This is a genomic window from Actinomyces sp. SKVG-SVH-4(1), assembly GCF_048514265.1.
Classification (GTDB): domain Bacteria; phylum Actinomycetota; class Actinomycetes; order Actinomycetales; family Actinomycetaceae; genus Actinomyces; species Actinomyces oris.
This window is the reverse complement of sequence record NZ_JBGEVE010000017.1, coordinates 42,621-65,073: the sequence shown is the minus strand read 5'-3', so window position 1 is coordinate 65,073 and position 22,453 is coordinate 42,621. Positions and strand designations below refer to the sequence as shown.

Here is a 22,453-nt window from a genome sequence, read left to right as displayed (position 1 = left end):
CACACCCCCAACACCACGGAATACCAACGAAAAACCCACCTCAAAACCCAGACCCCACCAAAGTGTCACGAGTCAGGCCTGACGTCGACCGCCGGGGCGAGCCGCCGATAGATGTCCTCAAGACTGCCGCAGCACAACTCTCCAACTTGGGCGTCACAAAGGTCTACTTCTCTGGAGGAGAGCCTCTCCTCAAGAAAGGCTTCCTTAGCCTGGTAGAGGTGATCGACACGAACAACATCCGAGTGAATGTGGCAACCAACGGTTATCACCTAAGCGATTCAATGGTGGCGAGACTTCGTCAAGCCGGAGTTGCGAAGCTTAGCGTAAGCGTGGACGGCGGTGATGCTGCACACCATGACGCGTTGCGACGCCGCAAAGGCGCTTTCGCCAGGACTCTGAGTGGCATTGAACGTGCCGTAGCCGCAGGCCTCAAGGTCGGGGTTAGCGTGACAGTGACCCCCGCCAACATCGACACGCTTGAAACGTTGCTGGCGAACCTCGTGAGCGTGGGTGTCCCTGTGGTGTCCTTCCACTCAGTCTTGCCTGTCGGGCGAGCTGTAGAACACTCCAATTTGTTTCTTAATGGCGAGGGAACTCGCAAGCTCGACCACATAATACGAGAATTGGATTCCCGCCAGGATCTCCCGATTACAATCGACCACAGTTTCGGCCCTGGAGGCTCGCGAGCCGCTCGTGGATGCCCGGCTCAAGCTCGGCTCATCCACATCGATTCTTTTGGGAATGTAAGCGCATGTTCTTGGCTATACAAAGCACAGCCGGACGCCTTTATTTTGGGGAACATCACGGAAACCTCACTACAGGACATCGTTAACGTCCGATCTCAGGCCCTAGAAACCTTGCTGCAGAAGACAGATACCTGCCCTCTACCGATACTGACCGCAAGGATGAAGCCACGATGATCGTCGAGCAGGTGCGACGGACGTTGGTGGGCGATTTCGTGGCCGAACGCTCTGTGATCCTTACCTCGATCTCTGGAATCTTCCATGGATTCTCCGAGGCAGGGTGGAGCGCCCAGGAGCACGAGGGTTGGTGGCCTCGATTGGAACGGGATGGAGTGCACATTATCCTGATCCCGCAAGGCTCCGCATTACTTGACCTTGCACCAACGTTACAGGAAACCCCACGGGTACACCTTCTGGGCTATGCTGGTTCCCTAACGGCTGCCGTGGACGTGGGCGAGATAGTTTCCCCCGCTAAAGCCCTGCATCCTGCAGGTCCCCACCAAGCGCGGCCTTTAGCTGGCGACGACGCGCTTGTAATCTCGAGCGTACCCAATCTCCTTGCAGGATACGCGATCTACGAATCTTCGACACGCCCCGACCTTGTCGACATGGAGTCTGGGCATCTTGCGCATGCGCTTGTAAACAGCGAAAAGCTCACGGTAAGGGTTCTCATAACCGACCGATGGCCGGACAAACCGTTCTACGTGGCCTCAACAAACGATCCTAGATTCCTCGTTCGTCGAAGGCTTGATCTCGTGACCCAATGTATTGAGGACGTGACATGAGTCCCCGTCAACGTGGCATAATAATCGACAGATCCGGCGGCGGTCCTTGGCTAACCTCCTGCGGCGACAGCGTTCTTCCAACCGCAGAGTGGGACATCACAGTTCTAACACCGAAGGCACCCTCCCGCGCGCCTGACGGAATGCGCGTGCGGATTCTCCCAGAGTTCAATCCATCAAACTTACGCCGGGAAGTGGAAGGCGTGACGACTCACGGCCCCTTGGCTGGCATCTCTACCACTTCGGAACACTTCCTCGGCCTTGTGGCGCATCTCCGCGAAGAATTCGGCGTCGTCGGCCACGGCGTTGAGTACACCACACGGATGCGTGACAAGTGGCTCATGAAGCAGGTTGCGGTTCGACATGGAGTCCCCATACAGCCTGGTTGTCTTACTTGGGATATGGATTGTTGGCTGAAGGAAGTGGATCATAAATACGGTTTTGTGCTTAAGCCTAGATGCGAATCTGGGGCTGTCGGAGTACGTATGCTGGAAGACGAGCGCGCCCTCAGACGAGCCGTTTTCGAACTACAGCATCCTGAAAACTACATCATTGAGACTCGATCGCCACATCCGATAATTCACGCTGATGTCCTTGTCGTAGAAGGCGAGCCCCTCATTGAGGTCTCTAGATACGAACGCCCATGTCACGTCAGCGGCGGTCGAATCCCTTTGTCTTCCTTCACGATTGATGACGGAGCGTTGCGTGACAAGGCTACGGCCCTCGTATGGTCCATCATGGACGCATGGGAGGTTCACGACGATGTACTGCACATCGAGTTGTTTGCCGATCCTAGCGGATTGAGGTTGCTCGAACTGGCCGGGAGGCCTGGGGCGGCGGGAGTCCCCGCTGTCTTCGAGCACACCCGTGGCATCAATCTCCAGCATGCTAAGACACAACTGGACCTCGGTGTCGACCCACGTCCCTTTGCGACGTCCCCGTTGGCCCGGCACGCTGGCTGGACAGTAATTTATGCCCCCTGCCCTGAGCCGGTTTCGGTTGAAGATGCAGGACTGCGAGGGCACGTAACACGCCGGATTATGGTTGAGGATACACGAATTGACGGAGTGGCTGGTCTGGGCGTGGCCACTTACTCCTTCGCGGCGGATTCGGTAAGTGAGGTAAGGGCTCTCATCTCCCGTTATGAAGCGCGCGTGAATGTTAAGCCGATTGGGGACAGAGGAATATCGAAATGAGTGTATACCAAGCAGACGACCTAGAGCAGCGGGCTGAACGGGTGATCCCAGGTGGCATGTATGGACACAACGTGCGAAAGTTTCTCTGGCCCGGGGCCCCACAGTTTTGGTCCCGCGCATCGGGTTATCGAATTTGGGATATCGACGGCAAGGAGTATATCGATCTCATGTGTAGCTGGGGACCGGTCGTCCTAGGACATCGCCATCCCGGGGTAGAAGCTGCTGTCGAAAGACAAATGAAAAGGCAAGACACAGCTAACGGCCCCGGACGGGTGTTCGTGGAATTAGCGGAAACCCTCGTTGACATCGTGTCTCACGCCGAATGGGCGGTGCTGGCCAAGAACGGCGGCGACGTCACGACGTTGGCGTTGACCGTCGCCCGCGCCGCGACTGGACGCCGTGTGGTGCTAGTCGCGCGTGGAGCATACCACGGCTCACTCCCATGGTGTTCCTCTCGGACTGCGGGCGTGACACCGGGTGACCGTGCCTACATAGGCTACTTCGAGTACAACGACCTGGTCAGTTTGGAGGAGGCAGCGGATCGGGCTGGCTCGGACTTGGCGGCAATCATTGTTACGCCCCACAAACATGACGCGGGTACAGAACAGAAAGCTGTGAAACCTGAGTTTGCCCGGGGACTCCGGTCCTTGTGCGACATGAGAGGAGCGGTTCTAATTCTCGATGAGGTGAGAACAGGATTCAGGACCGCTTACGGTTCAAGTTGGGATATCTTGGGAGTGCAGCCCGACCTTTCATGCTGGAGCAAGGCCATCGGCAACGGCTACCCACTGTCAGCTTTGCTGGGTTCGGAGAGTTTGCGCAATGCCGCATGTTCCGTAGCGATCGGTGGAACTTTCTGGATGTCCAGCGTTCCAGTTGCGGCGGCGCTGGCCACTCTGCAGATTCTTCGCGAAGCCGACGGACTTGCCCAGATGACGCGGGTAGGAACGAGGATCATTCGTGGGCTGGAGACCGCCGCTTGTTCCGCAGGAATCACCATTGCTATGTCTGGACCGCCGACCATGCCATATCTCTCTTTCCCAGAGGATCCCAGATTCGAGTACGCGAAGACGTGGGCATCCCTAATGGCCAAGCAGGGAGTTTACCTGAACCCAAGCCACAACTGGTTTATGTCGACGGCTCTCGATGATGATGCGGTGGAGCACGTGCTGACTGCTGCACATGTTGCGTTTGCCGACCTCACCCAGAACCTTAGCTAAGCCCGATCTCCGACGCGAGCCAGCGCGCAACTGACTCGCCCGAACTGCTTTCCAGGACTCCCGTGGCACACTCACGTACCTCGTAGGGTGCGTCCTCCATAGCGAAGGATACATCCGCAACCGCGAAGAGGCTCAGATCGTTCAGATCGTCCCCGAATGCAACAATCCGGTCAGCATCGAGACGATTTGCGAGCTCACGCACTGCCGACCCCTTCGAGACACCGCAAGCCGCAACCTCCATCCACACTGTGTTCGGATGTCTAGGATCCTGCCTCACGAGGATCTCGGTATCTGCCATCTCGCCTAGCATCGTCCCCATCCGATCGATTTGAGTCCGATTCGAGATGATAGAGACGTTGATGACCATTTCGGTAGGCAGGTGAGCCCAACTTGAAACTGGCATCGAGCGTATATCTCCCGGCCGATCCTCCCAGTACTGAGAGACGTGGCGCGAGGAGGGATTGGGGAGCCAAGCTGTCCGCTCGGCGCTGCCAGACAATGTGTGCACCATGGGAGGAACTCCCAGTTCCTCACAGCAGATGAGAATCTGACGCACCGTGTCTGCGGGTAGCAGATGTCTCACCAACACGCGCTCCGTCACTGGGTCGACCGTCGCTGCTCCGTTATGAACCACCACAGGCAGGTCGAACGTGCTTCCCACAAGTCGGGTAGTGGTCAGCCAGGAGCGCGCAGTGGCGCAGGTGATAAGGGTTCCTCTCACTCGTGCCCGGCGCACAATTTCCTCGGTGTAGGGCCGCATTCCGCCGGATGTGAGAAAAGTCCCATCAAGATCGGTTACAAATAATGTTTTTGACACACCTCGTCCTCTTTGCCTCCTGTCCTGTTCCGCGTTCCATCACAGGCGAGGCTCCTTGTGAAGCGCCCTGGGTTTTGTTTCGGTGGTTTATGGGAGCGTCAAGGCTGACGTCCTTCCTTGATGGTACAGGGTTTCGATTCCGTGGGGGGTGTGGTAGTCGAGCGTCTGGTGGAGTCGTTGGTTGTTCCACTAGTCGACCCAGCACATGGTGTGGAACTCGACCTCGGTGACGCTGGGCCATGCGGCTCTGGCGTGGATGAGTTCAGTCTCGTAGAGGCCATTGACAGTCTCTGCCAGAGCGTTGTCGTAGGAGTCGCCTCGGGACCCGACGGAGGCTTGGATCCCGGCATCGGTCAGGCGCTGGGTGTAGCGCATGGACACGTACTGGCAGCCACGATCACTGTGATGGATCAGGCCTTGGAGGGTGAATCGCCCCGGGTTTGATGGAGGCAGTGATGACACGGAAGGATCACTGTCATGGGACAGAAGAAGTACCCCGATGAGCTGCGCGAGCGAGCCACGAGGATGACGTTGGACGCGTTGGCTGACCCGGCTCGGGCCAAGGGCGCGATCGGCAGGATCGGCGAGGAGCTGGGTGTCCACCCCGAGGCTCTGCGCAGCTGGGTCAAGAAGGCCCAGGTCGACCAGGGCACCCGGCCTGGCACCACCACTGACCAGGCGCAGCGGATCAAGGAGCTGGAGAAAGAGGTCCGAGAGCTGTGAAGAGCCAACGCGATCCTGAAGAGCACAGTCGGCTTGTCTATCGCGGCGGAGTGTGAGCGCCCGTCCCGTTGATCTGCCAGTACATCGAGACCAAGAAGGAGGAGTTTGGGGCCTGGTCGATCTGCAAGGTGCTCACTGGCGCCGGAGTCAAGATCGTCCCGAGCACTTGACTCACGCCCGCCGTAGCCGACCTCCTAGCGCCAGGAGCCTGCGCGATGAGATCCTCAAGGCGGAGATATCCAAGGTCCACAAGAACCAGCTACCTCGGTGCTGGGGACCCGCAAGATGCATGTAATGCTCAACCGACCCGAGGCCGCCGAGCGTCACGGTGCCGGTCACGTGGCCCGGTGCACCGTCGAACGCCTCATGGGCGACCTGGGTCTGCGCGGCGTCCGCCGCGCCAGGTCCCCGCGCACCACGCGCAGCGCACCGCGAGAGCAGTGCCCGGCCGACCTCGTCAAAAGGCATTTCAGCGCGTTCAGGCCGAACGAGCTGTGGGTCGCCGACATTCCCCCGCAAGCGGGAGGTACCCCCTCCTACGTGCGTACGTTCTCCGGGTGGGTCTACGTCGCCTTCGTCACCGATGTCTTCTCGCGGCGAATCATCGGCTGGCAGACTTCCACGGGTCTGTACACCGACCTGGCCCTGGACGCCCTTCAGATGGCCGTCTGGCAACGAAAACGTCAGGGGCCGACCTGACGGGCCTGGTGCACCACCTGCGACTGAGGGGTGCAGTACCGGTCCATCCGCTACGGGCAGGCCCTGTCCGAGGCCGAGGCAGTCGCTTCGGTGGGGTCGAAGGGCGATTCCTTTCGGCTTTGCTCTGGCCGAGGCGCTCAACTCGCTGTACAAGGCCGAGCTGATCCGCAACCAGGGCCCTTGGGAGGACATCGACGCCGTCGAGGTCGCCACCGCCGAGTGGGTCCACTGGTACGGGCACCACCCGGCCACACTCCGCCATCGGGATGCGAACCCCCGCCGAGCACGAAGCCACCTGGGCACCCGACACCCACCACGACCACCACCGCCAGGAACAATCACAACCGGCAACCACCGGAACCAGATAAACCAGCCTCCACAAAACCCGGGGCTTGACAGGCCTTGTTGGTCACGTGAGCCCCGTCGCGGACCTTGATCATGATGGCGTCGAGGTAGATCACCGGGTAGAGGCCATCCAGCGGCCGGTGCTGCCAGGCCAGTACCTCCTGCCTGATCTGGTCAGTGATCTTGCTGGTCGTCTCATGACTCAAATCAGTGCCCAACGTAGAGGCCAGATGGTGCTGGATGTCCCGCACCGTCATCCCCCCGGCGTACAGGCTGATGATCATCGCATCGAGCCCATCGAGCCGGCGCTGCCCCTTAGGCACCAGCATCGGCGTAAACGTCCCGGCCCGGTCTCGTGGAACGTCCAGATCCACATCCCCAACCTCGGTGGAGACCGTCTTAGAACTGGTCCCGTTACGCGAGTTGGGAAACGCCGCCGCGTCCGGATCCCCGTTACCTTGTTGGTGGTCCCGGGTGGTCCGGGGCTGGGCCAGCTGCTGTGGGCATGATGTCTTGCCCCTGTCCTTAGATGATCCGGGGGGTGTTGTCACCCGCAGCAGCCGGGCGCTGGTGACCGCTGATAAGGGGAACGGCCCGCAGTGTGTGAGGTCTTTCGCAGGCGTGGGTGCGGGACCTGTCGTCCACCGGCTGGCCCCGCACCCATACAGCGAGAGGCGGCACGAAGATGAATATCGAGGACATCGAGGTCTTCATCGGCATCGACGTCGGTAAGAGCGAGCACTGGGCCACTGCCCTGAACCGGGACGGGCGGAAGGTCTTCGACAGGGCTCTGCCCAACGAAGAGGACCGGCTGCGTGAGGTCTACCAGCGCCTGCAGGCAAATGGGCAGGTGCTGGTGGTGGTCGATCAGCCCGCCACCATCGGGGCCCTGGCCGTGGCAGTGGCTCAGGACATGGGCTTCACCGTGGGATACCTGCCCGGACTGTCGATGCGACGCATCGCTGACCTGACGCCGGGCAGCGCCAAGACCGATGCCAAGGACGCGGCCGTCATCGCCGGCGCGGCCAGGAGCATGCCCCACACCCTGAGAGCCGTCAGCACCTCGGACGAGGACGCCGCAGCGCTGAGCATGCTGACTGGCTTCGACCTGGACCTGGCTCGCCAGGTCAACCAGACCGAGGGCCGGATCCGGGGCCTGTACACCCAGATCCACCCAGCCCTCGAGGCCGTGGTAGGGTCCTGGCTGGAGCACGACGCCGTCTTGGAGGTCATCGCCGCCTGGCCCACTCCAGCCGATCTGAAGCGAGCGGGCAAGGCAAGGATTGACGCCAGGCTCAAGAAGCACGGGTGCAGGCGGCACGCCACCTGGGCCGGCCAGATCGTCTCGGCCTTGGAACGCCAGAGCGTGGTGGTTGCTGGCACCGACGCCGCCGCAGTGGTGCTGCCCCACCTGGCCAGGCAGCTCATCGCGCTGCACGCTCAGCGGGCCGATGTCGCCGCCCAGGTCGAGACCCTGGTGGAGGCCCACCCTCTTTATGAGGTCCTGACCTCCATGCCCGGGATCGGGGTCAGGACCTCCGCCGTCTTCCTGGCCGAGACCCTGGGCAAGACCTTCGACACCGGCGCCCAGCTGGCCTCCTACGCCGGCCTGGCACCGGTAACCAGGAGATCAGGCTCCTCCATAAGGGGCGAGCACGTCTCCCACGGCGGCAACAAGAGGCTCAAGCGCGCCATGTTCCTGTCCGCCTTCGCCTCCCTGCGCTCCGACCCCGTCTCCCGGGCCTACTACCAGCGCAAACGAGACCAAGGCAAACGCCATAACCAGGCCGTCCTCGCCCTGGCCCACCGCCGCATCCTGACCCTGCACGCCATGATCCGAGATGGAGCCCTCTACGACCCACAACCAGCCACGAAACTACCCGCCGCCGCTTGACACACCACATAGGGGCACCCCCCGGTCATAACCCAGGTGCTCAGTGAGCTCAGCAGCCAACCCCCGCTCCAGAGCCGCCTTGACCACACCGGCCAGCACACCATCAGACCCGGTCAACGGCGCTCCGGCATCAACCTGAGCGAAGATCCCCTCCAGGGCCCCTGAAGCCTTCAGCTCCTCAGCGACCCGCCGCTGACGAGCACGCTCCTCCTCACGCTCATCCCTACTACTCACATCCATGCTCACAGTCTCATCTCCTCAAGGCTCAGATCACACCCCTCACACAAACAATCTGACACCCTCGGCTGGCCGACTCTTCCGTGACCAGTGGGTGGCCCGCTCCGAGCCGTCCAAGAGACCACGGGCGGCCTGGAGACGGTTCGTCTACCCCGCCCCCAACGCCTGCTGGCAGCTCGACGCCACCGAGTACGTCATCACCCAAGGACGCAAGGTGGTCATCGCCCCGGCTCCAGGACGACCACTCCCGCCTGGCGGTGGCCTGGCTGGTCGCCTCGAGCGAGACCAGCCAGGCCGCCATCGACGTCTTCGACAAAGGCGTAGCCGCCCGGGGTGTGCCCCAGCGGCTACGTGGCCGACAACGGCATCACTCTCAATCCCAGCCGGCGCGGAGTCACCGGACGCCTGGTGGAGCACGTGCGCTCCCTGGGGGTCGAGCCCATCACCTCCAAGCCCTACCACCCCACCACCCAGGGCAAGAACGAGCGCTTCCACCAGACCCTGTTCCGCTACCTGGACCAGCAGCCCCTGGCCGCCTCCATCGCCGAGCTTCAGGAGCAGGTCGACCGCTTCGACCTCGTCTACAACACCCAGCGCCCCCATCACCCCAGGAGGCCCGGCCCCTCAGCCAGACACCACCGCACGGCGCCGGGTGCGTCGGCACAAACCATCGGTACCACCGGACAGCGCGAGCTGACCATCAGCCGCAACGGCACCGTCCACATCGGCGGCATCGCGTTCCTAGTCAACCGCCACCTGGCCGGGTCCAAGGTGATCGCGATCTGGGACACCAGCACCATCACCTTCGCCGACACCCACGGCGAGATCCTGATCCAGTACACCTGGCCACCCCAAGGCACCACCTACGTCTCCCACCACCCACCCGACCCCACCAACCAACGCGGAGGCCGCGGCCGCAAGAGACCCTAACTGTCACCCATGTCCCGACACACCAAACGTCACCGAAGTCCTGACACAGAACCGTCACCCATGTCCCGAGACATCACACTTCAACGCGAGCACCGCTGAACCGATGAACACGCTCAAAGCCCAAAAGCAGGAGCTCGACGCTGCGATCCAGGCCGAGCATGTGAAGGCGACGCTGTATGAGGACGAGGCGAGTATCGGCGCGTTCTACAAGCGCTTCGCTGAGGCGACCATCGACACGCCCGAGACCCGCGACCAGCTCTTCGAGTACTTCATCGACAAGATCTACATCGGCCGCGAGCAGCTCGTCGTTGCGTCCTACTACCACGACAGGTCGGGCCCCATTGAGTTCGAGGACCTCGAGGAAGCGCTCACCAGCGGACACGGAGCGGGGGAAGTGCGAACCTATGCCAGAAAGCACGAGTTCGACACTTCCCCCTCAGGTGGAGATGGGGGGAATCGAACCCCCGTCCGACGGCCGCACAACAGGACTTCTCCGGGTGCAGCTCGCTAGCGTTTTTCTCGGCCCCGGCGTCTCACGCGAGCAAGGACGCCGACGGGCTCAGTCGATGAAAAGTCCCGAGAGCCCTACCGACACGGGCTCTCAGCAGTGGCTTCCTAGATGACGCCAGGAACCGGGGCGGAAGCGCTCCCCGGGCTGACGGACTTCGAGGCTCGCTCAGGCGGCGAGGGCGAAGTCGGTGCGAGTGTTATCGGCACCTATTGGTTCGCGCAGAGCGTTGACGAGATGACTGCGCATCCTCGACCCGCTTCTCCTGAACCTACGACCGTCGTCGAAACCGATCATCCCCTATGAAGGTGTCACCGGACTCCCGCAGGAGACCTGGAACGCGCTCTCAACAGAGCCAGGCCACTCTAGCAGAACCAGGAGACGAGAGCACTGAGGGCTCCTGCCCCATACCTCAGGCGGCCGGTCAGCAGGAAGAAACGCTCAAGGAGGCCTGCTTCCTCCTGCCTCAGCCCCGACGCCGGTTGGCGGCTGCCATGGCTCGGGCCGCCTCCCGCTTGTCCTGCGCCTCACGCAACGCCTGGCGCTTGTCCCAGTCCTGCTTACCCCGAGCCAGGGCGATCTCCAGCTTGGCGCGTCCCCCGATGAAGTACAGCTCCAGCGGGACCACCGTGTAGCCCTTGGCCTGGACCCTGGTCGCGAGGCGTTCCAGCTCGCTGCGGTGCAGGAGCAGCTTGCGCTTGCGACGCGGGGAGTGGTTGTTCCACGTCCCCTGCAGGTACTCGGGGATATGCGCCCCCTGAAGCCATGCCTCGCCATGGCGGTCGATCTCGATCCAGGCCTCGGTCAGCGAGGCCCGTCCCATGCGCAGCGCCTTGACCTCGGTGCCGGTGAGGACCAGCCCCGCCTCGTAGCGGTCCTCGATGAAGTAGTCGTGGGTCGCCTTGCGGTTCCGGGCCACCGTCTTGTGGGCGTCGGAGGCGGCCTTCGCCTTCTGCCCGGCCGTTGGCTTGGGCGCCCGAGCGGACTTGGAGGCAGGGGTCATCGGCCTGTCCTTTCACGAGTACGGGATGGCTGGCGCTCCCATGTCAGCACGGCCCGGAGTTCCCTCCGAGCGGGCCGAGCCCGACCGGGGCATCGTGGCGCGACACGACGACGCGCAGGGACAGGAGTCTACGGGCCCCGTCAAGAACGACCCGACTAGAAGCCGGGCAGGGACATCGGGTCGATGTACGCCCCATCCTGGGCCACCTGGAAGTGGACGTGCGCCCCGGTCGCGTAGCCGGTTGAGCCGGTCGCGCCGACGACATCGCCGCGCTTGACCTGCTGGCCGTCGGCGATGCTGCGCGAGGAGAGGTGGCACAGAGTGATGACGTAGGAGTGCCCGTCAATGATGCCACCGTTGATGTCAATGCCGATGCCGCAGGACTCGGAGTCCCAGTAGGTGGCCACTCCGGAGACCGCCGCGTACTGGGGCGTCCCCTCACTCGCGGCGAAGTCGACCCCTTGGTGTCCTGTGGCAACACCGGTGACCGGGTGGACGCGGTACCCGAAGGGCGAGGTCACCTCGAGCGGGCCGGTGATCGGGTGCCCGATGTACCCGCTTCCCAGGGAGTCGGCGCCGATCGAGCTGGCGGGGACCGAGGGCATCGTTCCGGCGCTGGCCGCGGCCCGGTTGGCGGCGTCGATCTGGGCGACTCGTGCGGCCGCTGCCGCGGCATCGGCGTTGGCCTGGTTGAGCTGGGACTGCAGATCGCTCTTACGGCTCTCCAGCGCCTCGGCGGCCGACTTCTTCTGGGCAGCCAGCTTGGCGACCTCGTCCCGCTTGGTCTTGGCCGCGTCCCGGGCGGCCTTGGCGTTCGCCTCGGCGGTGTCGGCCTCGGTCTTGAGCGTGCTGACTCGCGTGGTGGCAGCATTCTGCCTGGCCTCACGGTTGGCGTTCTGAGCACGCTCGACCTCGGCGGCGGACAGTACCGCTTCCTGGACTCCCGAGCCGATCTCAACCGCTGAGGCGCGCTGGCTGAGCTCCTCGACGTCCTGAGAGGCGAGGACATAGCTCCAGGAGGTCACCGAGTTGTCCCCCTGATAGGTGGACACCACGATCTCCGCCACCGAGTCGGAGGTCTCCTCGGCCGTCTTCTTGGACGCCTCGGACTCCTTCTTGACCGTCTCCAGGCTGTTCTGCGCCGTGGTCAGGCGGTCACTGGCGATCTGCTGCTCTCTCTCCTTGGCGGCCAGATTCGTCTCAGCGGTGGTCAGCTGGGTCTCCGCGGTACTCAAGGAGGCCTGGGCGTTCTGAAGCGAGATGTATGCCTGCCCCAGATCGGCGCTGACCCCCTCCAGCGAGGACATCACCTGCTGCTGCTTGCGCTGCGCCTCGTTCTGCTTGGCAACGGCGTCGTCTCGCTCATCGGCCAGGGAGATGTCCCCGGAGTAGAAGAAGACGAGGCTGGCGGCCGCCAGGGCGCAGACTGCGGCACGCCGGCGTGAGCGGCGCAGGAACAGACGAGACAGCATGTGAGATCAGATCCTCGTGTACTTGGACAGCGATAAGGCGGAGGAGACCGCGGCCAGGGCGATGGCGGCCAGGATCAGCCAGGGCGACAGGAAGAGGACATCCCTGGTGCTGATGAAGGCGCTCGTGAAGGAGATGGATGAGGCGAGCCACCCCTCCACGACGTAGCGGACTCCCAGCCACAACGTGGCCACGGCAAGAATCGCCCCGGTGAGGGCGGCGATGACCCCTTCGAGGATGAAGGGCAGCTGGATGAAGAGGTTCGAGGCCCCCACCAGACGCATGATCCCGGTCTGTCGGGAGCGGGACATGGCCGACAGCCTGATGGTCGTCGAGATGAGCAGCACCGCGGCCACCGCCATGATGGTTGCCAGCCCTCCCGTGATCCAGGAGGCCCGGTTCATCACGAGGAAGAGCGGCTCGAGGGTGGAGCGCTGGTCGACCACCCGCTCCACGCCGCTGTGCCCCTCGAACTGCTCGGCCACCAGCTTGTAGTTCTCGGCGTCCTTGAGCTTGATGCGGAAGGACACGGGCATCATGTCCTCCGTCGCGTTCCTCCCGACGGCGGACTTGGCGTAGGCCTTCATGAAGTTCTGATAGGCCTGGGCCTTGGTCTCCATCTGGTAGGACTTGACGTAGCCGGAGGGGGCGCCGCTGGTGATGAGGTTCTCGACCTCACTGATCTGAGCGGCGGTGGCCTCGCCGTTGGCGCAGTTGGAGGAGGCCGAGGACTTGGGGCACATGTAGACCGAGACCTCGACCTTGTCGTACCAGTCGCCCTTCATGGTCGAGATCTGGCTCTGCAGCAGCGACGAGGCCCCGACGAAGAGCAGCGACACGAAGGCAACGAGAATCACGGACACCGTCATCGCCAGGTTGCGGTACATGCCCTTGGCGGTCTCCGACAGGACGAAACGCAGTCTCACAGTTCTTCTCCTTCAGCGGTCCGAGCCGTAGACGCCGCGGTCCTGGTCGCGCACGACCTCGCCGCCCTTGAGCTCGATGACGCGTTTACGCATCTGGTCGACGATCTCGTCGTCGTGAGTCGCCATGACGACCGTGGTCCCCTGCCGGTTGATGCGGTCGAGCAGACGCATGATCCCGACCGACGTCGAGGGGTCCAGGTTCCCGGTGGGCTCATCGGCCAGGAGGAGCTTGGGCCGGTTGACCATGGCGCGGGCGATCGCCACGCGCTGCTGCTCACCCCCGGAGAGCTCGTGCGGCAGGCGCCTCTCCTTGCCGGCCAGCCCCACCAGGTCGAGGGCCTCGGGCACAGCGGAGAGGATGTAGTGGCGCGGCTTACCAATGACCTGGGAGGCCAGCGCCACGTTCTCCAGAACGGTCTTGTTCTCCAGGAGCCGGAAGTCCTGGAAGACGAAGCCGATCTCCTGCCGCAGCTGGGGCACCTTCCACGAGGAGATCTTCGACAGGTCACGTCCCAGGACGTGGATGCGTCCCTTGGTGGGGCGCTCCTCCCGGATGACCAGCCTCAGGAAGGTCGACTTTCCCGATCCCGAGGCGCCGACAAGGAACACGAACTCGTCACGATTGATCTTGATATCGACGTCGTCGAGCGCCGGACGCATCCCCCGGTCATAGACCTTCGAGACGTGGTTGAAGCGGATCATCTGCTCGTTGCTCCCCTGCTGCGCCCCGAGCACGGCACTCGGGTTCATGGCGTTGTGGCCACCGTATGCGCCGACACGCCATTTTTCCGCCGTGACACGCCCAGCGTCGATGTGGCTTGTGATGGCCGGGACGCGGCGTGATCCTCCTGTGATCCCAGACCCCGACAGCCCCAAGCTCCAACCACTGACCGGCAACGCACCCTAGGCTTGGGAGCATGAGTGAGACCTCCCTATCGCCCGCGCTGACACGTGCCTTCGAGGATCGCGTCGACCTGGGTTCCTGGGCGGGCTTCACCTCGTCGCTGGCCCGGTTCCTCGACGAGGTGTGCAGGCCGCCCGCGCACCGGGGAGAATCCGCCGAGGCCGCCGTTGACCCCTCCGGCGGTACCCTGCTGCTGACTGCCCCGCTCCCCATGGTCAAGCCCGAGGAGCTGGTTCCCCAGGGGCGCTGGTCGCAGCTGCTGACGAGGCTGTCCCTCGTCACTCCCCCGGTCCCCTCCCCGGACCTGCCGGGCGTGGTCCTCGTCGGCCGCTCCGACGGCGTCGAGGTATCGCTGCCCGAGCTCGATGCGCAGGGACGGGTGCTGCTGGGCCCCACCGAGCGCAGGATCCTGGGGGCGATCGGTTGGCAGGAGAGCCATCACGTCTTCGCCAGGCTGCTGTCCGACGCAGACGAGACCGCCGACCTGGTGACCCGCATCCTCATCGAGGTGCTCGAGGTCGCTCATCCCGCGGACCTGGACTACCTCCTGCGCGCGCACTCCGACATCAGCTGACCCCGAGAGCCTGCTCGACGAGATCATCGGCGACCTCATAGACGGGCCACGGCTCCCCGGTCTGATCCTCAGGGCGCGCACAGGCCGGATCGATGACGAAGGACTCAGGGCTCTGCGCGTGCGTCGCGCTGGACTGACCAAGCCCGGTGGGCTCAGTGGACTCGGTGGACTCACTGAGCTCGGTGGACTCTGCGGACTCTCGGGGGTCTCCAGGCCCCGGGGCCGGTGAAGCCGAGGCGCCTGAGGCCACCGCCTCAACCTCCCAGTGATCCGACGGGACGCGCTCCTCGCCACCGGGCTCGAGCTCGGCATCACCGGTTCCCGCCCCGGAGGAGGCCGACGGCGCCGACTCCGCGGCTCTGACGCGCGCAAAGCGGGACTCCCCTCTGGTCAGGTCGTGACCGGCGGCCTGAAGCGTGATGACGTTGGTCTCGTGCTTCCTGCCGTTGCTCTCCCAGGACTCCTGGGAGAAGCGTCCGGTGAGCAGGACTGCGTCCCCTTTGCGCAGGGAGTGGCTCAGATTGGCGGCGAGCTGGCCCCACGCCTTGGCGGTGAACCAGATCGTCTCGGCATTGTTCCAGCCCTGCTCGGTGCGGTAGGTGGGGGTGACGGCGACACGGAAACGGCAGTAGGGACGGGCATTGTCCCCGACACGGGACAGGGCCGGATTGGTTCCGACGACGCCCTGGACGGTGAGGTCGAGCTGACGAGTCATGAGGGGCTCCTTGGTTGTGGGCGGGCGGCCCTCTGCCGCCCCTTCACCACAACGGTGCTCGGACCGTCCCTCAAGTGCCCAGCCGGCCGCGCGCTCAGTCCCCACCTCTGTCTCGCCGAAGGGCAGGCTCAGGGCTGTGGCCACACGGCTGCCTTGCACAGACGGGGTTAGAGCCCCAAAGCCGATTGCAGCACCCGGTGCTTGTCCAGAATCTTGGCGGCCGGCTGGCTCAGTCCTCGCTCAACCACGGACTCCAGGCGGTCACGCACCCGTTGTCCATAGCGCTGCGCCTCACGGCGCGCTCTGCTGCGCCGGCGCACCGTGGCGATCAGGAGCGCCAGGAGTCCGACGGCGACGAGGCAGACCGGGGCGATCTCGATGCTGCGGTGCAGGACCTCGAGCCCCTCTCGCACCACGGAGGCGGTCAGCCACGACACCCCGCCGAGCACCATGAGCAGGCCTCCCCACCACAGCAGGTCGATCAGCGGCTGGCGGTGCCCCGGCAGCGCCACTGAACCGACCGCCTCGGCGGTCTGCCCCGCCAAGATCTCCGGGGAAGCGACGGAGGCCTCCAGACTCCGGGCCCACGTGGGCGGCAGCCCCTGCGAGGTGCGGTGGACCCAGGTGGAGTGGGCCGAGGACACCGCGGTGCGCGAGGGCGGTTCGGGACGGGCCAGGGCCCTGGGCAGCACCCTGGACAGCCCGGCCCTCACCGAGTCCTCCACCGCCTGGGCGCCGGAAGCCTGCAGCAGCACCTTGGTGGTCTCCTCAGTGAGCTCGGCATCGAGCTCCACCTTGTTGCGAGCCACCGTGGGACGCAGCCGACGGGTGATCGCGTCGAGCTCGGCCGAGGCCGTGCGTGCCGCGTTGGACTCCCGGGCGACGCGCTGGCGCAGCATGCTGCGCACGACGTCGAGGTTGTCGCCGCGCACGGCCGAGACCGGGAGCACCTGAACCTGGCTGAGCCCGTCGTCCTTGAGAAGAGACCCGACGTCGTCGAGCAGACTCGCCAAGCCGCTCTCCGGGAGGGTGTCCACCTGGTTGACCAGGACGAGCATGTCCTCCTGGCGGGCGCCCAGTCCGCGCAGGTAGCCGTCGTGCAGGGCCGCGTCGGCGTACTTCTGAGGATCGACCACCCACACGAGGATGTCCGCCAGCGGAACGAGGCGATCCACCTGTAGGGAATGCTCCGTCGTCACCGAGTCGTAATCGGGGACGTCGAGCAGGACCAGACCGGCCATGGAGCCCTGGTCCTCGCCGTCGAGGATCGAGTCCCTCCGGATTCGCCGTTCCGAGGAGACCCCGAGGAAGTCCAGGAGCGGGCCGGCGTCGTCACCCCAGGAGCAGGCGGCGGCCCGCGACGTCGTGGGGCGACGCGCGCCGACATCCGCGAAGTTCAGCTGAGTCAAGGCGTTGAACAGCGACGACTTGCCCGAGCCGGTGCCCCCGAAGAGCGCGACGACGGTGTGATCCACTCCCAGCGCCAGACGCTGGGCCACGGCATCAAGTGCCTTGTGAGCAGGGATCGACAGGGAGGCCGGAACCTCCGTGGGGCACAGACGCAGCGCCTCCCGAACCGCGCTGAGACGGGCATCGAGGTGCTCGGCGTCGAGCACCTCGAACCCTCGGTGCGCCGAGGAGGTGGAGGGGACGGATTCGGAATGGCTCATGCTGTGGCTCCGGGACGGGTAAAGGGCTTGAGCTCGCCCGAGCGCAGACGCAGCGCAGCGGCGAACCCAGGGGCGGGGGCGAGCGAGGTGGCCGCCCCCTTGGGGACTGTGGCAGTCAGCGCCTCGGTGACCGCTTCCACCAGGAGAGCACTGGCCTGAGCGGTCTGCTCCTCCAGTCCCAGGCGTCTGGCGGCTGCAACAGCCCCGTCGACACCGGCCGCCGCGGAGATGAGGAGGTCGATGACACTACCGGGGCTCAGTCTACGGATGTCCTGCGGGTTCTCGATATTGGCCTCCAGGTAGCCGACCCAGGCCTCAATGGTCGCGGCTGCGTCATCACCCTGCCCCAGGAGCCTAAGGGCATGCTCCTCGGCCCCCGCTTCGGCCCAGGCCCTACGAGCCTCGGCGCTCAGGGCGATCATGGCGGCCTGGAGCTGGTTGGCCAGGGCCTCGCGGGCATCGTTGGCCAGCTGGGAGAGCCCCTCGGCACGGGCCTTGTCCGCCCGCCCCAGGAATCCTCTGCGCAGCCTGCCTCCCTGGGCCAGCGAGGCCAGGGGGCCTCCGGAGGAGGCCAGGGTGATCCACCGGGTGGCGGTGGCGCCCTGGCCTGCTGAACCGGCCCTGATGTCAGCGCTCAACGCCTCAATGGCGGTCTCCCTCAGCTCCTGGCACGTCCTCTCCAGCTCCTGGGCCACCGCGTCCTGGGCGTCGACGTCGTCGGCCAGGCGCTCCAGGTCGGCGCGCAGAGTGCTCCACACCCCCCTGCCGGTACGCCGCACGAGACCGGCTGCGCGGTGACGCCCGGCGAGGAGCTGCAGCCAGTCACGCAGCTCGCTGACGCCGTCATCCGACAGGAGCCCCTCGTGCGGCCCTGCGTCCGGGACGACGAAGAAGGGCGCCTCCGACAGCCCCAGCCCCTGCAGGCGGGTAATGAGATCCCGACGCACCTCGGGCAGGATCTTCGCCGGTACCCGGTTGAGAACCACGCCGATGGGGGTCTCGCGGCGCGCGGCCTCCTCCAGCGTCGTCCAGGGCGTCTGGTCGCCGTAACGCGCCGCGGTGGTGACGAAGAGCCACAGGTCGGCGGCCTCCAGCAGCCTGCCGGCCAGAGCCCGGTTGGCCTCATGCACGGAGTCCAGGTCCGAGGCATCGATCAGGGCCAGGCCGGCTGGAATGGCAGCGGAGACCTCCTGGCGGCAGACCTGGGTCAGAGGGTGCTCGGACAGCGAGTCCATATCCTCAGGATTGGCCACCAGGACCGGGGTTCGAGTGGTGGGCCGGAGTACTCCGGCGACTGAGACCTCCTGGCCGAGCACGGAGTTGACGAGCGTGGACTTCCCGGCTCCCGTGGATCCCCCGACCACCACGATGGAGGGAACATCAGCATCCTGGAGGCGGGGAACGACCTGGTCACGGACCTGCCCGATGAGACCGTCGCGCAACGTACGCGCAGCCTCGATGCCATCGGCACTCAGGGCCAGGTCGAGGCGCTCGAGGTCCCGGACCAGGTCGGACAGGACATCGAGGAGCTGAGCGCGACTCAGGGCGGAGACGGGGGCGTCGTCCTTGGAGTGGCGCGAGGGGACAGGAGCGGGCATGTGCCAACACTATGAGCACAGCGCAGCAGAGTCGACGATTGATCTCGACAGTTCACACCACATGTGTCGCAAGCTCAGTGAGAATCTCCTGTCACTCCGCTGTGACCACCGCGAGCGCGCGCCGAGTCCCCCTCGAGAAGGCGGATGACACTCTCAGGCGGGCCGGGAACGCAGCCGCCGGCCGCGTCCTCAGAAGCGGGGAGCTCACGGGGCGATGAGTGCGACACCATCGTCACAGCCCCAGCGAGCCGGCGACCCGAACGGTCGATAGTCCGCGGAATATCAACCTTCTCGGCCTCGACCGCCAGTGCCCCCGGCCGGACTCGAACCGGCAACCTGCGGATTAGAAGGCCGATGCTCTATCCATTGAGCTACGGAGGCGTGCGCGAAGCGCCTCACCAGCCTACGCCATCAACCCGGCGGCCCCACCCCCGACGAGGGGGACGTCCCGAGGCGGTCATCAACACCAGAAAGCGATCTCGAGAAGATCACATCGCCATGACGAGAACGCATCGATCTGAACGAGCGAATGGTTCTGCGCAGCCGCGACGTTCACGCCTCACACTGCTGAGCACAATCACCGCAATACGACCGTGATCGCACTGCAACAACCCTGTGACCGATTCGATCGACACCGGGGAGGGCCCGCACCTGCCCCGACGGCGTCGTCCGCATGTATCCAACCTCACGCCGGGGAGTCCTCACTCTTAGCGACGACGGCGAAACACCAGTATCGTGGCCGCAGCCCCATCCCACACCTCCGGAAGGACTGCGCCTTGCCCACTCCCGCACTCATCGTGCGTTCCCTCTCTGCCCAGTCATCACTGGAGCCCCACACCTTCACCGCTCCTTTCACCGTGGGACGCTCACCGGACAGCGACGTTCAGATCGTCCACCCCCTCGTCTCCCGCACTCACCTCCAGGTGACCCCCACCCCGACCGGGTGGGCGGTGAGGTGCCAGGGCCGTAACGGGATGCTCGTCAACGGGGCCGTGACGCGCGAGGCTCTCGTGACTCAGGGGACTCGAATCCAGCTGGGCGACGCCTCCGGGCCAGCGCTGGGGCTCACTCCGGTCGTCTCCGGCAGCGCGCCTCAGGCCGGCGCCCCCAACCAGCCCCGGCAGATGGGCCGGCCCACGCCATCCGCGCCGAGCGCCCCGTTCATCCCATCGCAGCCGAGTGCGGCCTCCGCCCCGCAAGCCGCACCCCTCCAGCGCCCGGCAGGCCCGACCCCGGCCGCGGCCCTCCCGGCGCAGGCCGCGCCCATGCCCCGGGCCATGGCATCGGCGTCCTCTGCAGCCACCTACGTGGCACCCCCGGGCCGCCAGGCGCCTCCCTCATCGAGCTCAGCGGGCTCGGGAGCCTTCCCCACCTCACGCCACACGCTCAAGTCCTTCCGCGTCACCTCCTCGGGCACCATCGGGCGCGCGCCCGACAACACCCTGGTCCTGGATGACCCGCTCATCTCCAAGCACCACGCCCGTATCGACGTCTCCCCCAACGGCATGGTCGTCACCGACCTGGGCTCCACCAACGGTCTGTACGTCGCCGGGCAGCGCGTGTCACAGGTCCAGGTCACCCAGCCCGTGCTGATGGGTCTGGGATCGACCTTCATCGCCCTGAGCCCGGACGGTCTGTGCGAGGTCCAGGTCGCCGGCGGAGCCGGCGGCGAGCTGGTGGGTAAGGACCTGACCTTCCGGGTCAACAACGGCAGCATGACGCTGCTCGACGGCATCTCCTTCTCTCTGCCGGGCAACGAGCTGCTGGCCGTCGTCGGCCCGTCGGGAGCCGGGAAGTCGACGCTGCTCAAGGCCCTCACCGGCGAGCAGAAGGCCCAGGAGGGCCAGGTGCTCTTCAACGGGCTGGACGTGTACGAGCACTACCCGGTCATGCGCAACAAGATCGGCGTGGTCCCCCAGAGCGACGTCATCCACTCGGCCCTCACTGTCCGCAAGACCCTCGAGTACGCCGCTGAGCTGCGCTTCGCCAAGGACGTGTCCAAGGCCGAGCGGCGCCAACGCATCGCCGAGGTCCTGGAGGATCTTGACCTGACCGCGCACGTGGACAAGCGGGTCAAGAAGCTCTCCGGAGGCCAGCGCAAGCGGGTCTCCACCGCCATCGAGCTGCTGACACGCCCCAGCCTCCTGTTCCTCGACGAGCCCACCTCCGGCCTGGACCCCCAGCTGGACCGTGACGTCATGGACCTGTTGGCGTCCCTGGCTCACGGCACACGTTCTGGTGACACCGGCCGCACGGTCGTCGTCGTCACCCACAATGAGAACCACATCGACCGCGCGGACAAGGTCCTCATCCTGGCTGCGGGAGGCAAGCCCGTCTACTACGGCTCCCCCCGCGAGGTACTCCCCTACTTCCGCCAGAGGCTCAACGAGATCGCCTCCCAGGGCCGCCTGCTGCTCAACACGCCGAAGGGCACCCTGCCCGACCCGCCCGCCGTGGACGGCTACGCCGATGTCTACGCCCTCATCCGCAACCACACCGCGGAACTGCGTCAGTACATGGAGGCCACGGTGCCCTCGACGCGGCGCGGAGGGGCTCCCGCAGCGGCCGCGGGGCCGGCGACGCAGGAGAAGCCGCCCAAGCAGCAGTCCATGCTCAGGCAGGTCTCGACCCTCGTGCGGCGCCAGCTGCGGATCGTGGCGGCGGACCCGTCCTACCTCGCCTTCATGCTGCTGCTCCCCATCATCATGGGACTGCTGACCAAGGCGATTGAGGGCAGCGACGGCTTTGCGGTCCCCCACTACCCGGAGCCCACTCCCCCGACGCCGGAGAACCCCACTCCCCCGATCATCAGGTACTCCAGCCAGGCCCTGCAGCTGTTGGTCATCCTCATCACCGGGGCGGCGTTCTCCGGGATGTCAGCGACCATCCGTGACCTCATCGGGGAGCGGGACGTCTTCCTGCGGGAGAAGGCCGTCGGCCTGAGATCCGGCGCCTACCTGTTCTCCAAGGCGACCATCCTGGCGCTCATCACCACCATTCAGACCGCACTGATGCTGGGCATCGCCCTGGCCCTCAACAAGGGCCCCTCAGATGCCGTCATCCTGGAGGGGTGGCCGGGGCTGGAGCTGGCCTTCTGCTGCTGGGCCGTCGCCTTCGTCTCCGGGCTCCTGGGGCTGGCCGTCTCCGCGATGGTCTCCTCCTCCGAGCAGGTCATGCCGGTCCTGGTGGTCTCCATCATGGCCCAGCTGGTCCTGTCCGGTGGCATCATCCCGATCTCGGGACGGGCGGTCTTCGAGCAGCTCGCCTGGTTCATGCCATCGCGGTGGGGTTACGCCATGGCCTCCTCCACGTTGGAGATGCTCGCCATCCTGCCCAACCGTGACGACGCGTTGTGGAAGCACGAGACCGCGCAGTGGCTGACGGACTACGGCATGCTCTCAGCCATCGGCCTGGTCTGCATGGTGGTGTGCTACGCCGCTCTGGCCCGCCGCGGGCGTCGCTGATCCCCGTCTCAAGCCCTCCCGATACGAGCGCCGGG

General features: G+C 65.2%; 19 protein-coding genes, 1 tRNA gene, 1 other RNA gene and 3 pseudogenes. 10 read left to right on the top strand and 14 right to left on the bottom strand.

Annotation, left to right across the window (positions count from 1 at the left end):
* The 4 genes from AB7V09_RS11765 to AB7V09_RS11750 form a co-directional block, all read left to right on the top strand.
* Positions 1-920: radical SAM protein (locus AB7V09_RS11765; RefSeq protein ID WP_419143870.1), on the top strand; the 920-nt coding region annotated here is incomplete at its 5' end.
* The gene (locus tag AB7V09_RS11760; RefSeq protein WP_419143869.1) at positions 917-1,528 is read left to right on the top strand and encodes a hypothetical protein; all 612 of its coding nucleotides are present in this window, start codon (positions 917-919) and stop codon (positions 1,526-1,528) included. The genes AB7V09_RS11765 and AB7V09_RS11760, both read left to right, overlap by 4 nt.
* On the top strand, positions 1,525-2,721 hold the full coding sequence (locus AB7V09_RS11755; protein WP_419143868.1) for an ATP-grasp domain-containing protein: 1,197 nt from the start codon (positions 1,525-1,527) through the stop codon (positions 2,719-2,721). Before AB7V09_RS11760 ends, AB7V09_RS11755 begins: the two co-directional genes overlap by 4 nt.
* Positions 2,718-3,941, top strand: coding sequence for an aminotransferase class III-fold pyridoxal phosphate-dependent enzyme (locus AB7V09_RS11750; protein WP_419143867.1), 1,224 nt, complete (start codon positions 2,718-2,720; stop codon positions 3,939-3,941). The genes AB7V09_RS11755 and AB7V09_RS11750 overlap by 4 nt, the downstream gene beginning before the upstream one ends.
* On the opposite strand, the gene AB7V09_RS11745 is transcribed toward AB7V09_RS11750, so the two are convergent.
* Together AB7V09_RS11745 and AB7V09_RS11740 are read right to left on the bottom strand one after the other, a co-directional pair.
* Positions 3,934-4,758 (bottom strand): HAD-IIB family hydrolase, encoded by an 825-nt coding sequence (locus AB7V09_RS11745; RefSeq protein WP_419143866.1) that lies wholly within the window; start codon positions 4,756-4,758, stop codon positions 3,934-3,936. The two genes, AB7V09_RS11750 and AB7V09_RS11745, sit on opposite strands and share 8 nt — an antisense overlap.
* A gap of 87 nt (positions 4,759-4,845) precedes the next feature.
* A pseudogene (locus AB7V09_RS11740) lies at positions 4,846-5,175 on the bottom strand (integrase core domain-containing protein); the annotation flags it as partial.
* 60 nt (positions 5,176-5,235) lie between these two features.
* On the opposite strand from AB7V09_RS11740, the gene AB7V09_RS11735 reads away from it, so the two are divergent.
* Positions 5,236-5,481, top strand: coding sequence for a transposase (locus AB7V09_RS11735; protein WP_419143865.1), 246 nt, complete (start codon positions 5,236-5,238; stop codon positions 5,479-5,481).
* 267 nt (positions 5,482-5,748) lie between these two features.
* Positions 5,749-6,180: a DDE-type integrase/transposase/recombinase gene (locus AB7V09_RS11730; RefSeq protein ID WP_419143864.1), complete on the top strand. Its 432-nt coding sequence runs from the start codon at positions 5,749-5,751 to the stop codon at positions 6,178-6,180.
* A 398-nt stretch (positions 6,181-6,578) separates the two neighbouring features.
* Here the strand turns inward: AB7V09_RS11730 and AB7V09_RS11725 are convergent.
* A pseudogene (locus AB7V09_RS11725) lies at positions 6,579-6,980 on the bottom strand (transposase); the annotation flags it as partial.
* Between the two features lie 230 nt (positions 6,981-7,210).
* On the opposite strand from AB7V09_RS11725, the gene AB7V09_RS11720 reads away from it, so the two are divergent.
* Positions 7,211-8,419: an IS110 family transposase gene (locus AB7V09_RS11720; protein WP_419143863.1), complete on the top strand. Its 1,209-nt coding sequence runs from the start codon at positions 7,211-7,213 to the stop codon at positions 8,417-8,419.
* A gap of 12 nt (positions 8,420-8,431) precedes the next feature.
* Here AB7V09_RS11720 and AB7V09_RS11715 read toward each other — a convergent pair.
* Positions 8,432-8,659, bottom strand: a pseudogene (locus tag AB7V09_RS11715) (IS256 family transposase); the annotation flags it as partial.
* 330 nt (positions 8,660-8,989) lie between these two features.
* On the opposite strand from AB7V09_RS11715, the gene AB7V09_RS11710 reads away from it, so the two are divergent.
* Entirely contained in the window at positions 8,990-9,586 is a 597-nt protein-coding gene (locus tag AB7V09_RS11710; protein WP_419143862.1) for an integrase core domain-containing protein, read from the top strand.
* A 73-nt stretch (positions 9,587-9,659) separates the two neighbouring features.
* Here AB7V09_RS11710 and AB7V09_RS11705 read toward each other — a convergent pair whose 3' ends face one another.
* The 6 genes from AB7V09_RS11705 to ftsE all read right to left on the bottom strand — a co-directional run bounded on the left by AB7V09_RS11705 (position 9,660) and on the right by ftsE (position 14,195).
* A complete protein-coding gene (locus AB7V09_RS11705; RefSeq protein ID WP_419143861.1) occupies positions 9,660-9,968 on the bottom strand; it encodes a hypothetical protein in 309 nt (102 codons plus the stop codon).
* 56 nt (positions 9,969-10,024) lie between these two features.
* Positions 10,025-10,395, bottom strand: a transfer-messenger RNA (tmRNA) gene (gene ssrA, locus AB7V09_RS11700).
* Between the two features lie 165 nt (positions 10,396-10,560).
* A complete protein-coding gene (gene smpB, locus AB7V09_RS11695; protein WP_004565296.1) occupies positions 10,561-11,097 on the bottom strand; it encodes an SsrA-binding protein SmpB in 537 nt (178 codons plus the stop codon).
* A 155-nt stretch (positions 11,098-11,252) separates the two neighbouring features.
* On the bottom strand, positions 11,253-12,569 hold the full coding sequence (locus AB7V09_RS11690) for a peptidoglycan DD-metalloendopeptidase family protein (protein ID WP_004565298.1): 1,317 nt from the start codon (positions 12,567-12,569) through the stop codon (positions 11,253-11,255).
* A 6-nt stretch (positions 12,570-12,575) separates the two neighbouring features.
* Positions 12,576-13,493, bottom strand: coding sequence for a permease-like cell division protein FtsX (gene ftsX / locus AB7V09_RS11685; RefSeq protein WP_004565299.1), 918 nt, complete (start codon positions 13,491-13,493; stop codon positions 12,576-12,578).
* A 12-nt stretch (positions 13,494-13,505) separates the two neighbouring features.
* Positions 13,506-14,195, bottom strand: coding sequence for a cell division ATP-binding protein FtsE (gene ftsE / locus AB7V09_RS11680; protein WP_004565300.1), 690 nt, complete (start codon positions 14,193-14,195; stop codon positions 13,506-13,508).
* Between the two features lie 215 nt (positions 14,196-14,410).
* On the opposite strand from ftsE, the gene AB7V09_RS11675 reads away from it, so the two are divergent.
* Positions 14,411-14,971: a TY-Chap domain-containing protein gene (locus tag AB7V09_RS11675; RefSeq protein WP_009406333.1), complete on the top strand. Its 561-nt coding sequence runs from the start codon at positions 14,411-14,413 to the stop codon at positions 14,969-14,971.
* Here the strand turns inward: AB7V09_RS11675 and AB7V09_RS11670 are convergent.
* The 4 genes from AB7V09_RS11670 to AB7V09_RS11655 form a co-directional block, all read right to left on the bottom strand.
* The gene (locus AB7V09_RS11670; RefSeq protein ID WP_314158020.1) at positions 14,964-15,686 is read right to left on the bottom strand and encodes a single-stranded DNA-binding protein; all 723 of its coding nucleotides are present in this window, start codon (positions 15,684-15,686) and stop codon (positions 14,964-14,966) included. The genes AB7V09_RS11675 and AB7V09_RS11670 overlap by 8 nt on opposite strands.
* Before the next feature lie 167 nt (positions 15,687-15,853).
* Complete coding sequence (locus AB7V09_RS11665; protein WP_419143860.1) at positions 15,854-17,356, bottom strand: GTPase; 1,503 nt, start codon at positions 17,354-17,356, stop codon at positions 15,854-15,856.
* Positions 17,353-18,954, bottom strand: coding sequence for a GTPase domain-containing protein (locus AB7V09_RS11660; RefSeq protein ID WP_279012498.1), 1,602 nt, complete (start codon positions 18,952-18,954; stop codon positions 17,353-17,355). Before AB7V09_RS11660 ends, AB7V09_RS11665 begins: the two co-directional genes overlap by 4 nt.
* A 308-nt stretch (positions 18,955-19,262) precedes the next feature.
* Positions 19,263-19,335 (bottom strand) — tRNA-Arg (locus AB7V09_RS11655).
* A gap of 395 nt (positions 19,336-19,730) precedes the next feature.
* Here AB7V09_RS11655 and AB7V09_RS11650 point away from each other — a divergent pair.
* The gene (locus AB7V09_RS11650) at positions 19,731-22,418 is read left to right on the top strand and encodes an ATP-binding cassette domain-containing protein (RefSeq protein ID WP_419143859.1); all 2,688 of its coding nucleotides are present in this window, start codon (positions 19,731-19,733) and stop codon (positions 22,416-22,418) included.
* Positions 22,419-22,453 lie beyond the last annotated feature (35 nt).

Bases quoted from the DNA above. Each gene is read 5' to 3' on its own strand.
- AB7V09_RS11665 (WP_419143860.1), bottom strand. From the start codon at position 17,356: ATGAGCCATTCCGAATCCGTCCCCTCCACCTCCTCGGCGCACCGAGGG.
- smpB (WP_004565296.1), bottom strand. From the start codon at position 11,097: ATGACCCCTGCCTCCAAGTCCGCTCGGGCGCCCAAGCCAACGGCCGGG.
- AB7V09_RS11750 (WP_419143867.1), top strand. From the start codon at position 2,718: ATGAGTGTATACCAAGCAGACGACCTAGAGCAGCGGGCTGAACGGGTG.
- AB7V09_RS11670 (WP_314158020.1), bottom strand. From the start codon at position 15,686: ATGACTCGTCAGCTCGACCTCACCGTCCAGGGCGTCGTCGGAACCAAT.
- AB7V09_RS11760 (WP_419143869.1), top strand. From the start codon at position 917: ATGATCGTCGAGCAGGTGCGACGGACGTTGGTGGGCGATTTCGTGGCC.
- AB7V09_RS11755 (WP_419143868.1), top strand. From the start codon at position 1,525: ATGAGTCCCCGTCAACGTGGCATAATAATCGACAGATCCGGCGGCGGT.
- AB7V09_RS11735 (WP_419143865.1), top strand. From the start codon at position 5,236: ATGGGACAGAAGAAGTACCCCGATGAGCTGCGCGAGCGAGCCACGAGG.
- AB7V09_RS11660 (WP_279012498.1), bottom strand. From the start codon at position 18,954: ATGCCCGCTCCTGTCCCCTCGCGCCACTCCAAGGACGACGCCCCCGTC.
- AB7V09_RS11720 (WP_419143863.1), top strand. From the start codon at position 7,211: ATGAATATCGAGGACATCGAGGTCTTCATCGGCATCGACGTCGGTAAG.
- AB7V09_RS11675 (WP_009406333.1), top strand. From the start codon at position 14,411: ATGAGTGAGACCTCCCTATCGCCCGCGCTGACACGTGCCTTCGAGGAT.
- ftsE (WP_004565300.1), bottom strand. From the start codon at position 14,195: ATGATCCGCTTCAACCACGTCTCGAAGGTCTATGACCGGGGGATGCGT.
- AB7V09_RS11690 (WP_004565298.1), bottom strand. From the start codon at position 12,569: ATGCTGTCTCGTCTGTTCCTGCGCCGCTCACGCCGGCGTGCCGCAGTC.